Source organism: Paracoccus sp. (in: a-proteobacteria), assembly GCF_039808215.1.
Classification (GTDB): domain Bacteria; phylum Pseudomonadota; class Alphaproteobacteria; order Rhodobacterales; family Rhodobacteraceae; genus Paracoccus.
This window is the reverse complement of sequence record NZ_JBDHSP010000078.1, coordinates 1-12,668: the sequence shown is the minus strand read 5'-3', so window position 1 is coordinate 12,668 and position 12,668 is coordinate 1. Positions and strand designations below refer to the sequence as shown.

General features: G+C 64.0%; 10 protein-coding genes and 2 pseudogenes. 8 read left to right on the top strand and 4 right to left on the bottom strand.

The features are described from left to right. The first annotated feature begins 102 nt into the window (after positions 1–102). From WMK75_RS16355 to WMK75_RS16330, 6 genes and pseudogenes are all read left to right on the top strand, one after another. Entirely contained in the window at positions 103–555 is a 453-nt protein-coding gene (locus tag WMK75_RS16355; protein WP_347268675.1) for an NlpC/P60 family protein, read from the top strand. Positions 556–564: 9 nt separating this feature from the next. Beyond that, on the top strand, positions 565–4,530 hold the full coding sequence (locus tag WMK75_RS16350) for a glycoside hydrolase/phage tail family protein (RefSeq protein ID WP_347268674.1): 3,966 nt from the start codon (positions 565–567) through the stop codon (positions 4,528–4,530). A gap of 10 nt (positions 4,531–4,540) precedes the next feature. Continuing rightward, positions 4,541–5,617: a DUF2793 domain-containing protein gene (locus tag WMK75_RS16345; protein WP_347268673.1), complete on the top strand. Its 1,077-nt coding sequence runs from the start codon at positions 4,541–4,543 to the stop codon at positions 5,615–5,617. Between the two features lie 19 nt (positions 5,618–5,636). After that, entirely contained in the window at positions 5,637–5,924 is a 288-nt protein-coding gene (locus WMK75_RS16340) for a DUF6127 family protein (protein WP_347268672.1), read from the top strand. Between the two features lie 73 nt (positions 5,925–5,997). Beyond that, a pseudogene (locus tag WMK75_RS16335) lies at positions 5,998–6,210 on the top strand (D-Ala-D-Ala carboxypeptidase family metallohydrolase); the annotation flags it as partial. A 205-nt stretch (positions 6,211–6,415) separates the two neighbouring features. Continuing rightward, on the top strand, positions 6,416–6,571 hold the full coding sequence (locus WMK75_RS16330; RefSeq protein ID WP_172823795.1) for a hypothetical protein: 156 nt from the start codon (positions 6,416–6,418) through the stop codon (positions 6,569–6,571). Here WMK75_RS16330 and WMK75_RS16325 read toward each other — a convergent pair. Both WMK75_RS16325 and WMK75_RS16320 read right to left on the bottom strand, forming a co-directional pair. Further along, complete coding sequence (locus WMK75_RS16325; protein WP_347268671.1) at positions 6,568–7,584, bottom strand: glycosyltransferase family 2 protein; 1,017 nt, start codon at positions 7,582–7,584, stop codon at positions 6,568–6,570. The two genes, WMK75_RS16330 and WMK75_RS16325, sit on opposite strands and share 4 nt — an antisense overlap. Continuing rightward, positions 7,581–9,110 carry a glycosyltransferase family 39 protein gene (locus tag WMK75_RS16320; RefSeq protein ID WP_263568004.1) on the bottom strand — a complete coding sequence of 510 codons (1,530 nt, stop codon included), beginning with the start codon at positions 9,108–9,110 and terminating at the stop codon, positions 7,581–7,583. Before WMK75_RS16320 ends, WMK75_RS16325 begins: the two co-directional genes overlap by 4 nt. 165 nt (positions 9,111–9,275) lie before the next feature. Here WMK75_RS16320 and WMK75_RS16315 point away from each other — a divergent pair, with 165 nt between their 5' ends. Then, entirely contained in the window at positions 9,276–9,947 is a 672-nt protein-coding gene (locus WMK75_RS16315) for a response regulator transcription factor (RefSeq protein ID WP_018000060.1), read from the top strand. A gap of 10 nt (positions 9,948–9,957) precedes the next feature. Then, complete coding sequence (locus WMK75_RS16310) at positions 9,958–11,340, top strand: HAMP domain-containing sensor histidine kinase (protein WP_347268670.1); 1,383 nt, start codon at positions 9,958–9,960, stop codon at positions 11,338–11,340. 61 nt (positions 11,341–11,401) lie between these two features. On the opposite strand, the pseudogene WMK75_RS16305 reads toward WMK75_RS16310, so the two are convergent. Both WMK75_RS16305 and WMK75_RS16300 read right to left on the bottom strand, forming a co-directional pair. Continuing rightward, a pseudogene (locus tag WMK75_RS16305) lies at positions 11,402–11,755 on the bottom strand (IS5 family transposase); the annotation flags it as partial. A 152-nt stretch (positions 11,756–11,907) separates the two neighbouring features. Further along, positions 11,908–12,300 carry a hypothetical protein gene (locus tag WMK75_RS16300; protein WP_347268669.1) on the bottom strand — a complete coding sequence of 131 codons (393 nt, stop codon included), beginning with the start codon at positions 12,298–12,300 and terminating at the stop codon, positions 11,908–11,910. Between the last annotated feature and the right edge of the window lie 368 nt (positions 12,301–12,668).

Below are 12,668 nucleotides of genomic sequence, written 5' to 3'. Positions count from 1 at the left end.
ACCCATTCCAAAAATCACCATGGCCCAATGTGCCCCTTACCGTGACAGCCGGAAGGTGGGGCGCAGAATACGCTTACATCTCAAGTTAAAGGTTTCTTCAGATTGTCTGAATTTCAATCACCAGTCAGTTCGAATTCAGAACTGATCATCGCCATTGCGCGCTCTTGGCTCGGCACGCCGTACCACGACCAGGCGAGCCTGCGCGGTGTCGGCTGCGACTGCCTCGGGCTGGCGCGGGGCGTCTGGCGCGAGGTCGTCGGCCCCGAGCCGTTCCCGATCCCGCCCTACAGCCGCGACTGGGGCGAGACCGGCCCGCGCGAGGTGCTGGCCGAAGGGGCGCGGCGAATGATGCCGGAGATCGCCCTGTCCGAGATCGGGCCGGGCGCGCTGGTCCTGTTCCGGATGAAGCCGCGCGCCATCGCCAAGCATGTCGGGATCGTCACCGGGCCGGACAGCTTCCTCCACGCCTATGAGCGGCTCGGCGTGATCGAGGAACCGCTCACGCCCATTTGGCGACGACGCATCGCCTTCGCCTTCCTGTTTCCCAACCGCTGAGATTTCGCAATGGCCACCCTCGTTCTCGGCGTTGCCGGCGCCGCCATCGGCGGCAGCATCGGCGGCGCGATCCTTGGCGTCAGCGCCGCGACCATCGGCGGGTTCATCGGCTCCAGCATCGGTTCGGTCGTCGACAGCTGGATCGTCTCGTCGCTGGCGCCGACCCAGCGCATCGAGGGCGCGCGGCTCGACACGCTGCGCATCACCTCCGCCACCGAAGGCGCGGTCATCCCGCGGCTCTACGGACGGATGCGGATGGGCGGCAACATCATCTGGGCGACGGATTTCCGTGAGGAGACGAAGACCACCACGCAGGGCGGCGGCAAGGGCGGCGGCGGTGGCAAGGTCAAGACCACCGAGTATCTCTACTATGCCAGCTTCGCCGTTGCCTTGTGTGAAGGCCCGATCACCGGCATCGGCCGCATCTGGGCCGACGGCAAGCCGATGGACCTCTCCGGCGTCACATGGCGCTGGTATCCTGGCGACGAGGCCCAGACCGCCGATCCCCTCATCGCGGCCAGGATGGGCGCGGCCAGCACGCCCGCCTATCGTGGCACCGCCTATGTCGTCTTCGAAGAACTGGCGCTCTCGACTTATGGCAACCGCCTGCCGCAGCTGTCCTTCGAGGTGTTCCGCCCGCTCGCCGATCCCGACACCGCCGAGGGGCTGACCCGCGCCGTCACCATGATCCCCGCCTCGGGCGAGTTCACCTACGCGACGCAGGCGATCCGGAAGACCGATGGCGGCGCGACGGTGCCCGAGAACCTGAACGCGCTGGCCGACTCCACCGACATGGTGGAGGCGCTGGACCGGCTGCAGGCGATGGCCCCTGCGGTCGAAAGCGTCAGCCTCGTCGTCGCCTGGTTCGGCGACGACCTTCGGGCGGGATCGTGCAAGGCGCGGCCTGGCGTCGAGGTGTCGGCCAAATCGACCACGCCCGCCAGCTGGTCGGTGAATGGCGTCAGCCGCGCGAGCGCCTTCCTCGTCAGCCGCGACGATCAGGATCGCCCCGTCTATGGCGGCACGCCGTCCGACTTCGCCGTGGTGCAGGCGATCCAGGAGATGAAGGCGCGCGGGTTGCGAGTGACATTCTATCCCTTCATCCTGATGGACGTGCCGCCCGGCAACAGCCTGCCGAACCCGTACTCCGACAACGCCGTCGAGATCGGCCAGCCCGCGTTCCCCTGGCGGGGGCGGATCACCTGTTCCCCGGCTGCGGGGTTCGCCGGGACGGTGGACAAGACCGCCACGGCGGCAAGCCAGGTCGCGGCGCTGTTCGGCACGGCGACGCCTGCCAGCTTCAGCGTCTCGGGTCAGTCGGTTTCGTGGATCGGGCCATCGGGCGACTGGGGCCTGCGCCGTATGGTGCTGCACTACGCCCATCTCTGTGCCACGGCGGGCGGGGTCGATGCCTTCCTGATCGGGACCGAGATGCCGGGGCTGACGACGATCCGCTCTGGAGCCAGCACTTATCCGGCGGTGCAGGCCTATCGGGATCTGCTTGCGGATGTCCGCTCGATCCTCGGGTCCGGGACCAAGATCGGCTACGCCGCCGACTGGTCGGAGTATTTCGGTCACCAGCCGGGCGATGGCTCAGACGACGTGTTCTTTCATCTCGATCCGCTCTGGGCGGACCCGGAGATCGATTTCGTCGGGATCGACAACTACATGCCGCTCTCCGACTGGCGGGACGGCTTCGAGCATCTGGATGCCAAAGATGGCTGGCCCGCGATCTACGACCGCGCCTACCTGCAGGGGAACATCGCGGGCGGAGAAGGTTTCGACTGGTTCTACGCCAGCGCCGCCGACCGGTCGGCTCAGGTGCGCACGCCGATCACGGACGGCGCGGCCAGCAAGCCGTGGGTCTTCCGCTACAAGGATCTGCGGAGCTGGTGGTCGAACCCGCATCATGACCGACCGGGCGGAGTGGAGCGCGCGACCCCGACGGCGTGGGTGCCGCAGTCGAAGCCCATCCGGTTCACCGAGCTCGGCTGCCCAGCCATCGACCGCGGCACGAACCAGCCCAACGTCTTCTTCGACCCGAAGTCGTCCGAGAGCTTCACGCCACATTTCTCGCGGGGCTGGCGCGATGACGCGATCCAGCGGGCCTATCTCGAGGCGACATATCTCTGGTGGGGCGAGGCCGCGAACAACCTGCTGTCCTCGGTCTACGGCGGCCGGATGGTGCACGTCCCCGAATGCGCCGCCTGGACCTGGGACGCGCGGCCCTATCCGTTCTTTCCGGCGCTGACCGACGTCTGGACGGACGGCGCGAACTGGCGGCTTGGGCATTGGCTGACCGGGCGTCTCGGCGCGGTGTCGCTGGCCGCACTGGTCCGGCACCTCTGCCTGCGCGCCGGGCTGCCCGAGTCCCGGGTCGACGTCTCCGGCCTCTGGGGTGCGGTCGAGGGTTACGCCATCACCGCGCTGGAAAGCCCGCGCGCCTCGATCACCACACTGTCGCGGCATTTCGGCTTCGACGCGGTGGAGACCGAGGGCGTTATCCGGTTCGTCATGCGCGGGCGGGCGTCCGTCGCCACCCTCGCGCCCGACGATCTGGTGGCCGGTCGTGAAGGCGACGTGCTGGAACTGACGCGCGGCCAGGAGACCGAACTGCCGCAGGCGCTGAAGTGGCAGGTCGCCCGCGCCGACGAGGATTACGACGCGGCCCTCGTCGAGGCGCGGCGCATAACGGTGGACACGACGCGGATCGCCTCGGAGTCCTTCCCGATGGCTGTGCCATCCGAGGAGGCCGAGCGCCGCTGCCGTCGCGCGTTGATGGAGGCGTGGGTGGGGCGCGAGACCGCGGCCTTCCGTCTGCCGCCCTCGCGCCTCGCCCTCGATCCGGCCGACGCGATCCGACTCGCGCATGATGGACGGCTGGTCGATCTGCGGCTCGTCTCCATCGCCGACGCCGAGGCGCGCGGCATCGAGGCGGTTCGCCAGGACCGGGCGACCTACGACCTGCCGCCCGGCGATCCCCGCGCAGTCTCACTGACGCGCGCGGTGGTGTTCGGCGCGCCGGATGCGGTGCTGATGGACCTGCCGCAGCTGACCGAGGACCAGCCCGCGCATCGACCGTTTGTCGCCGCGCACGCCGTTCCCTGGCCGGGCGAGATGGCGGTGTTCCGCAGCCCATCGACGGACGGGTTCGAACTGCTGACCACGGCTCAGTCCCGCGCCCGGATGGGGGCACTGGTCTCCGACTTCTACCCGGGCCCCACCTCGCGCTTCGACCTTGGCAATGCGCTGGTGGTCGATCTGCTGACCGGCACGCTGGAGAGCGTCACCGACCTGACGCTGTTTGGCGGAGCGAACGCGCTGGCCATCGAGAGCGCGCCGGGGGTGTGGGAGATCGTGCAGGCGAGCACGGCCGAGCTGCTCGCGCCCGGCCGGTATCGGCTGACCCGGCTCCTGCGCGGCCAGCGCGGCACCGAAAGCGCGATGGGCAACCCGGCCCCCGCAGGCGCGCGAGTCGTGGTGCTGGACGCGTCGCTCGCGTCCCTGCCGATCGCTGAGGCTGATCTCGGCATCCCGTGGAACTGGCGCATCGGCCCCGCAAGCCGTCCGGTCAGCGACGAGACCTATGTCGCACAGGCCTTCACGCCTGCGGGCATCGGGCTCCGTCCGTTCTCCGTTGTCCATGTGGGGCAGCCGTGGCGCAGGCCGCGGGCGCCGGGCGATCTGACGATCCGCTGGACACGCCGGTCCCGAGCCCTCGCGGCCGACAGCTGGGGCGGGCTTGAGGTGCCACTGACCGAGGAACTGGACGCCAACGAGGTGGAGATTCTCGACGGCCTTGCCGTGAAGCGGGTGCTGAGCACGGCCACCACCAGCGCTGTCTACACCGCCGCCCAGCAGACCGCCGATTGGGGCGCGCTGCTCGGGAACGGCGACAGCCTTGCCATCCGCATCTTCCAGCTCTCCGCCCTCGTGGGGCGGGGCGCGCCCAAGACCGTCACGCTCTTGTTCTGAAGGCTATCCCATGTCCGATGCCACGACCCATCTTCTGCTGCCCTACATCCTGGCGGCGCAGGCCCAGAAGCACGTCACCCACAACGAGGCGCTTCGGATCCTCGACGGTCTCGTCCAGCTCTCCGTCCTCGACCGGGATCTGGCAGCACCCCCGGCGAGCCCCGCCGACGGCGACCGCTATATTGTCGCCTCGGGCGCGACGGGCGACTGGGCGGGGTGGGACATGAACGTCGCGCTCTGGACCGATGGCGCCTGGCTGCGCCTGCCGCCGCGCATCGGCTGGCGGGCATGGATCGAGGACGAGGGCCTCCTGCTGGTCTACGATGGCGCGGGCTGGATCGGGACCACACCGGCGGCGCTGCAGAACATGGCACTGCTCGGGGTCGGCACGATGGCGGATGCGTCGAACCCGTTCTCGGCCAAACTCAACGCTGCGCTCTGGACGGCGAAGACCGTCGCCGAGGGCGGCACCGGCGATCTGTTCTACACCATGAACAAGGAGGCTGCGGGCGACGATCTCGGGCTGACGCTGCAGACCGGCTTCGTGACCAAGGCGCTGGTAGGGCTCTTTGGCTCCGACCGCTTCCGGCTCGCGGTCTCGGCCGACGGCAGCACCTTCTTCGACGGGCTGAGCGTCGACAACGCCAACGGCATCGTCGATCAGCCCCGGCTGCCTCGGTTCAAGGCGTACACCAACTACGACAACTATGTCGGCGTCGGGACCTGGACGAAGATCGGTCTGAACAACACCGACACCAACGATCAGGGAGCCTTCGACGCCGCGAACAACCACTTCGTGGCGCCCGTGGACGGTACCTACCTCTTCGGTGCGACGCTGCTCTACAAGATCAACGCCAGCGCCACCGCCCGCATGCGCGGGCGGCTGGTCCTGAACGGCACGACCGAAATCCGTGGCTCACTCGGTGAAATCTCCGCGACCCATGTCTCGCTCGCCACCGCGATCTGGCTGCAGACCATGGTGCCGCTGACCGCAGGCGATACCGTCGAGCTGCAGGGGTATTTCCGGGTCGCGGACGGCTACTTCGCCGCCGATCACACGTCCTTCTGGGGCTGCAAGATCGGCTGAGCGGTAGAGGGAGCATCAGATGACACCACCCCGATCCGACGGCTTCGTCCGCATCCCCGACGCCGAGTTCGAGGCGATCCTGACGCGGGCGGCGGAGGAAGGCGCGAAGCGGGCGCTCGCGGATGTCGGGCTCGACGGCGACGAGGCCGCGCTCGACGTCCGCGATCTCCGTTCGCTCGTCGACTGCATCCGGCTGGTGCGGCGCACCGCGATGCAGACTGCCGTCCGCATGATCACCACCGGCGTCATGCTGGCGCTGCTCGCGGGCATCGCCATCAAGCTGAAGATCTTCGGCGGCGGCCCGTAGCCGCGCCCCATCCCCATTCATCAGCCCAACCGCACCCGCCCTCGTGGCGGGCTTTTTGTTTTCGGAGGACCCCATGACCACGACGTTCTACGACCACTGGCGCGACGTGCCCGAGGGCACCTGGCGCTGGCCGAATTTCTCACCCGCCGAGATCGCCTGCCGCGGCACCGGCAAGTTGCTCGTCAACGAACCCGCACTCGACAAGCTGCAAGCGTTGCGTGACCGGCTGGGCAAGCCGCTGATCGTCCGCTCGGCCTATCGCAGCCCCGAGCACAACCGCTCCCTGCAAACGCCCAAGTGCGCGACAGGATGAACGTACAGATAGCTGCAAAGACGGTCGAGATCAGAACGGCAGCTTCGAGACGAAACAAGCCGATGCCCAGCAATAGGAACAGGACGGTTTCATTTGCTAGAAATCCGATTGCCGCCACCACAGCGAACCGTCCGAAGGTCTGGGTCGCGGCCGAGCCATGTCCGGCGAAGGTGAACAGATGGTGACCCAAGAAACTGACCATGAAGGCAATCACGAAAGCAACGGCGTTGCTCATCAGCGGAAGCATGCCAAACTGGACAAGGCCAATCGCGGCGCCCAGATGGACAAGCGTTGCTGCACCCCCGGTCAGGGCGAACCGCACGACCTCGCCTAGCATTCGCGTGACGCGGCAATCGTGACATCCTCGGCGATCAGATAGCCGGGGCGGCCTTTCACCTCGCTGAAGACCCGCGCCAGATATTCGCCCAACACACCGATGGACATCAACTGGATACCACTGAAGAAGAAGATCGCCACTGCCAGCGTGGACCAGCCGGGCACAGCATGGCCGAGCAGCAGCGTGCGGCTGGCTAGAAACAGCCCGTAGAGGATCGACAGCATGGCAAGGATCATTCCGATGCCGGTCCACATGCGCAATGGCCAGTCGGTGAAAGCGGTCAGCCCGGTCATGCCCAGTTTCAGCAACCCGCGGAAGCGGAACTTGGAGCTGCCCCCGCCGCGTGGCTGCAACTCGACCGGGATGGCAAGCGAGCGGAAACCGACCCAAGCATAAAGCCCCTTCATGAAGCGATTTCTTTCGGGCAGGGCGCAAAGCGCATCGACCACCTTTCGATCCATCAGCCGGAAATCCCGCGCTCCGGCAGGCATTGACACCTCGCTGCCGATATTCAGGAAGCGGTAAAAAGCGGCGGTGCAGCGGCGCTTCAACCAGCTTTCGTCATCACGATGGGCGCGGACGGCGTAGACGATCTCATAGCCTTCTCGGTAGCGCTCCAGCATCGTATCGACATAGCGCAAAGGCTCTTGCAGGTCGGCGTCGAGAATTACCACGGCTTTGCCCGTCGCATGACGCAGCCCAGCCATGATCGCCTGTTCCTTGCCGAAATTGCGCGACAGACGCAGCAGGCGAACCGGCAGGTCCCATTGGCCGGATGTGACCAGTTCCAGCGTTTCGTCGCTGCTGCCGTCATCGACGACAACGATCTCGGAATGCAGCACCAGCCTGCGCGCCTTGCGCGACACCCGTGTCAGCGTTTCCGCGATTGTTTCTGCCTCGTTATATGCCGGAATGACAAAGGATAGATCGGGCACCAATGGCCCTGAATCGAGTGCGCGCGGCCTCATGTTTGCCGTTTCGCGACTTATATCCTGCATGCGGCCCATCATTTCACCTCGTTCGTCGGTCGGGTGACGAACAGGACGTGCCGCCCATATTCTCCCAAGTTTTCAAGACCCAATGTCGCCGCCTCCAACGCCATGGTCGGAGGCACCGAGAAAGCCGCCGATGCACCGCTGCCGGCCAGTCGCGCGAAATCTGCGGGATCAATGGCGCGCGCTTTGCCCCGCGAATAGAATTCGGCCGAGTAGCTGCGCCCGCCGAGGGTATAGAGCGGCGCATCGGGCATCGCTGTGCTGGCGGCCGCAACGAGCCGCTTGTCGGATTTCAATCGGATCTTCTGCGGCGCGAAAACCGCGCCCGAGATCAGCGCCAGGAAAAACGCGAAGATTACCGATGTCGCGATGGCAAATCCTGTTCGAGTTGCACGGCTCGGTTGGGCCTCGAACACCTGCGTGAACAGCACCACCAGCAAGACAGCGGCAGCTGGAAGGCCGGGCAGGACATAGGCGGCGAGAATATTGGATGCGGGCGTGAACAGCAGCAAAGGCGACAATGCCCAGAGCAACAGATAAACCAGCCAGCCCGAGCGATCCTGCCGGAACATTGTGACCGTCTTGTCCAGGCGGGTCAGTAGCAAGGTGGCAACCAAGCTCCATGGCAGGGCTGCCATCAGCCAGAACAGCCAGATCATGCCCTTGGCTTCCCGATGGCCAGACCCGTACAGATCGCCCTGCCAGCCGGGGGTTAGGAAACGCTGAACATGCTCTCCGATGAGGAAGTAGCGCAGGAATCCGGGTGTGGCGATTTCGGCGGCGACATACCAAGGCGCGACCAGCGCTATCAGCAATGCCATGCCGCGCGCCCATGGCAGCAAGCGCAGCAGGTGCCAGTTCCATGTCAGGGCCAGCCACAGCATCAGGGGAATGCCGCTCAGCACAACCGCCACCGGCCCCTTGGCCAGCATTCCAATTGCCAGCCCTAGAAAGACGCCATAACCCCAACGCCTGTTGCCATCACCGACCGCCTGCCAGAATCCGACCATGACCAGCGTCGTGCAAAGAACCATCGGCATGTCGGTCATCACGAAACTCGAAGCGCCAAAGAACATCGCCATCGTCGCAAGCACCGTCATCGCAACCAACGCCGTATTGCGCCCGACGGTATCACGCACCCACAGCCAGACGAGAAACAGAACCGCCAGAGCGGTCAGCAGGATCGGCAACCGAGCGGCCGCTTCGTTCACGCCGAACAGTTGCATTCCCCCTGCCGATAGCCAGGTATGCAGCGGCGGCTTGCCCCAGAACGGCACGCCATAGTCGAATTGCGGTGTCAGCCAGTTCCCGGTTTCAACCATCTTGCGGGCGATTTCGCCATAGCGGGCCTCGGTCGTGTCGGAGAAAGGTACGGCAAACATTGCCCAGAGCCGCAGAAGCCCGAACGCCGTTAGAACTGCCACCAGAAACCGGCGGGTCGGGCTATCCAACTGCATATCACACAGCGTCGGTCGCACATTTGGGCGGGTTCGGGTCGCCGCCGCGTGCTGGCGCACATGGGCCTCGTCTATTGTTGTCATCTTGTCCTGCTCGATCGGCTGACGGTTCGTGTCAGCAGCTATCTACCAGGAACGATCTGTCCGGGCCGTTGCCGGAACTATACCAATCCGTAATGTCCCGACGTCTTGACCCAACCGCACAGTGGGCTATCCCTGCGGGCAGACAGAATACGGAAAGCAGCAGCCATGCGCGTCCTTGTGGTCGAGGACCATCCCGAAACGGCCGACTACATTGCCTCCAGCCTCCGGGCGCAGGGGCATCTGGTCGATCACTGCGACAATGGCCGCGATGGTTTCCTGTCGGCGCTGGACAACAGTTACGACGTGATGATTTTTGACCGCATGTTGCCAGGTCTGGATGGGCTGACCTTGATCAAATCCGTGCGCGGCGCAGGAGTCGAGACGCCGATCCTGATCCTTTCGGCGATGGACGGGATCAATGACCGGGTCGAGGGGCTTGAGGCGGGATCGGACGACTATCTCGTCAAGCCATTCTCGTTTCAGGAACTGTCAGCGCGGCTGGCAGCGCTGACTCGCAGGCCGCCGCTGAAAGCCGAGGAAACCGTCTTACAGGTGGCCGATCTGGAAATGAACCTGATCCGCCGTACGGTCACGCGGGCGGGCATTTCTCTGGACCTGCAGCCTCGCGAGTTCAAGCTACTGGAATATCTGATGCGCAATGCTGGCCGGGTACTGACCCGCACGATGCTGCTGGAATCAGTCTGGGATTTCCATTTCGATCCCAAAACCAACGTCGTCGAGACCCATATCAGCCGGCTACGTAACAAAGTGGACAGGCCCTTCAAGATCGAGTTGATCCATACCGTCCGCGGGGCCGGGTATAGCCTGCATGGCTAGGAATCTCGGCATGTTTCACTTCCTGCGCTCGACCTCGGCGCGGTTGTCTCTGCGTTTCGCCGCACTTTACGCCATCATCACTGCCCTCGTCTTTGGTCTGACTTACCACTTCGCGGATCGGGAAATCAGCGAGTGGGTGCTAGACCAACTTGCGGACGATGCAGCCGGTTTTGGCAATCTTTACGAAAGCGAAGGTCTGGATGCGGTTCAGGAAAAGCTGGGCGGATTTGACGGGTTCAACTTCGAGGATTATCGGATCTATCTGCTTCAGGACGCGGACGGCAACGTTCTGGTCGGAAATGTCAATGCCATCGACCGGCAAGGCAGCAGCGACTACGTCCCGGTCAATGCAATCCAAGCCGACAAGCCCCGCTATGAAGATGTGACGGGTTATCTGCTTCACTCGGTGCAACTCGGCCCGAACCGGCTGACATTGGGCACAAGCACCTATTTTCTTGAAGAGCTGCGCGAGGTTTTAGGCCGCGGATTCGTTGCAGGTTTTATCCTCTTGCTGCTTACCGGTTTGCTGGCCGGGATCATTGTCGGCCGCAAAACCGAACGGCGGCTGACCCAGATCGCCACGACGCTGAAATCGGTGGCATTGGGGCAGTTGGATCGACGCGTCCCCACCACTGGCAGCGATGGCGATGACCTTGCCCGTATGGCAGATGAAATCAACCGCACCATCACACAGCTTCAGCAGATGGTCGAAAGCCAGAAACAGATTTCAGCCGATATCGCCCATGACCTTCGCACGCCCATGCAGCGCCTCAAACAACGGCTGGATGTGCTTCGGAATACGCCCGACCTGACTTCCGAGATCAGGGAAGATGCGGAACAAGCCGTGGAGATCGCCGACGATCTGATCGAGACATTCCACGCCCTGCTGCGGATCGCGCAGATCGAAGCCGGTCAGCGGTCAGGTCGGTTTACCGCAGCCCCTCTTGCCCCGATCCTCGCCCGGATCGAAGACGCCTACGGTCCCGTCGCCGAAGAAAACGGTCAAACGCTGAGGTTTGACATCGAAGATCAGGACGCGATGGTTCAGGGCGATCAGCAACTCCTCACCCAGATGATCGCAAATCTCGTTGAAAACGCCTTGCGTCACTGTCCATCAGACACGCGGATCGAGGTCACGCTGTCGAGGGTGGATGACAGCGCCCTGCTTCAGGTTTCCGACAATGGTCCGGGCATCCCAGCTGAGGAACGGGACAAGGTTTTCCGCCGCTTCTTTCGCCTCGAAAAGAGTCGCACGACCCCGGGCAATGGCTTGGGCCTCAGTATGGTCAGGGCGATTGCCGAATTGCATGGCGCGGTGTTGACACTGAACGATAATCATCCGGGCCTGTGCGTTCTGGTCTCGTTTCCGCCTGTTGCTCGCGAAGATTACTAACCCCCCTGATTGCAATCGTTTTTGCGGTCGCCGTTATGCTAGGGTCCAGACTCATTGAATTTCACAGCGAGAACAAGACGGTTGCGGCGAGCATGATCGCGGAGAAGAAGGTTTCCGGGCAGCGGTCGTATCGGGTGGCGACGCGCCGCCAATCCTTCAGACGGCCGAACATGATCTCGATGCGGTTGCGCCGTTTGTAGCGCCGCTTGTCGTATTTGACGGCCTTCCTGCGGGACTTTCGACCGGGGATGCAGACCTTTATCCCCCTGTCTTTCAACGCTTCTCTGAACCAATCAGCGTCGTAGCCCCTGTCAGCCAGCAGCCAACCCGCCTTCGGCAGACTGCCCAGAAGAGCCGCGGCGCCTGTGTAGTCGCTGACCTGGCCGGCCGACATGAAGAACCCGATCGGCCGCCCCGTGTGTCAACGGCGGTGCAATATCCGGCCACGCGGCGGAGTAAAATCCGGCCACGCGGCGGTGACCGGCGCCATGGCGCGCGCGCTTACCAGATAGCTGGCGCGTGCCATGGCGCATTGGCCCCTTGGGGCCAAAACAGCACCATCTGATTTCAGGACTTTTGTTGCTGCTTTCGGGCGGTGCTGTTGGCGAGGCGATAACTCTCGCCGTTCATCTCGAGGATGCGGATGACGACATCGCGCAGCTCCTGCGTCAGGCGCGGCCTACCCACGGGTTTGAAGGGGCGTCCGCTGCGCATCTGGGAAAGCCAGCGCTTGTAGGTCGCGGACTTTGCCACCTCCATGAGCCCGTCGATATCGTGCCCGAACTCCGCCCCGATGCGCAGCAGTTCGGCTTTCTCGGCGGGCGACAGGATGATCCGTTGCGCCGGGATGCGGGCCCGCAGAATATGGATCTGGGCCTTGAGCAGCCGCATCTGCGCGTTGTGCCGCGGCATGAAGAGCCGGGCCAGGAAGACCAGAAGGAGGGAAAACGTCGAATTCATCTTGCCGGGCTCCACCACGGTTCTTAAAAAATTGCCGTCATGTCAATGCGATGAGACTTGCCTACATTTTGGCACCCCTCTCAAGGAAGACCAGAATCGTGCGGGAGGGAAGACGGCCGTCGTGAATCCACGGCGCGCCGCAGCGGACAGGTCCGTTGATCTCCGCATGAGGGTATAGGGACCACTGTCATCCGTTTCGCTGCCAGTCGCGACTGAACCAGACGACCATTCAAACCATTATTCGCTTCATATAAAACAATGACTAGATGCCAGAGAAGGTTCGAAGTCAGACCCATCCCCTCCGCCACTTTCAATTCGCGAACCCATGGCGAGGCCCCTGATAGGGCCTTTTTTCTTTGTGTTTCAAA

What these genes read in the sequence shown, in the direction of transcription:
- WMK75_RS16300 (WP_347268669.1), bottom strand. Translation starts at nt 12,300, where the DNA reads ATGAATTCGACGTTTTCCCTCCTTCTGGTCTTCCTGGCCCGGCTCTTC.
- WMK75_RS16320 (WP_263568004.1), bottom strand. Translation starts at nt 9,110, where the DNA reads ATGACAACAATAGACGAGGCCCATGTGCGCCAGCACGCGGCGGCGACC.
- WMK75_RS16340 (WP_347268672.1), top strand. Translation starts at nt 5,637, where the DNA reads ATGACACCACCCCGATCCGACGGCTTCGTCCGCATCCCCGACGCCGAG.
- WMK75_RS16310 (WP_347268670.1), top strand. Translation starts at nt 9,958, where the DNA reads ATGTTTCACTTCCTGCGCTCGACCTCGGCGCGGTTGTCTCTGCGTTTC.
- WMK75_RS16330 (WP_172823795.1), top strand. Translation starts at nt 6,416, where the DNA reads ATGGTGACCCAAGAAACTGACCATGAAGGCAATCACGAAAGCAACGGC.
- WMK75_RS16325 (WP_347268671.1), bottom strand. Translation starts at nt 7,584, where the DNA reads ATGATGGGCCGCATGCAGGATATAAGTCGCGAAACGGCAAACATGAGG.
- WMK75_RS16345 (WP_347268673.1), top strand. Translation starts at nt 4,541, where the DNA reads ATGTCCGATGCCACGACCCATCTTCTGCTGCCCTACATCCTGGCGGCG.
- WMK75_RS16315 (WP_018000060.1), top strand. Translation starts at nt 9,276, where the DNA reads ATGCGCGTCCTTGTGGTCGAGGACCATCCCGAAACGGCCGACTACATT.
- WMK75_RS16350 (WP_347268674.1), top strand. Translation starts at nt 565, where the DNA reads ATGGCCACCCTCGTTCTCGGCGTTGCCGGCGCCGCCATCGGCGGCAGC.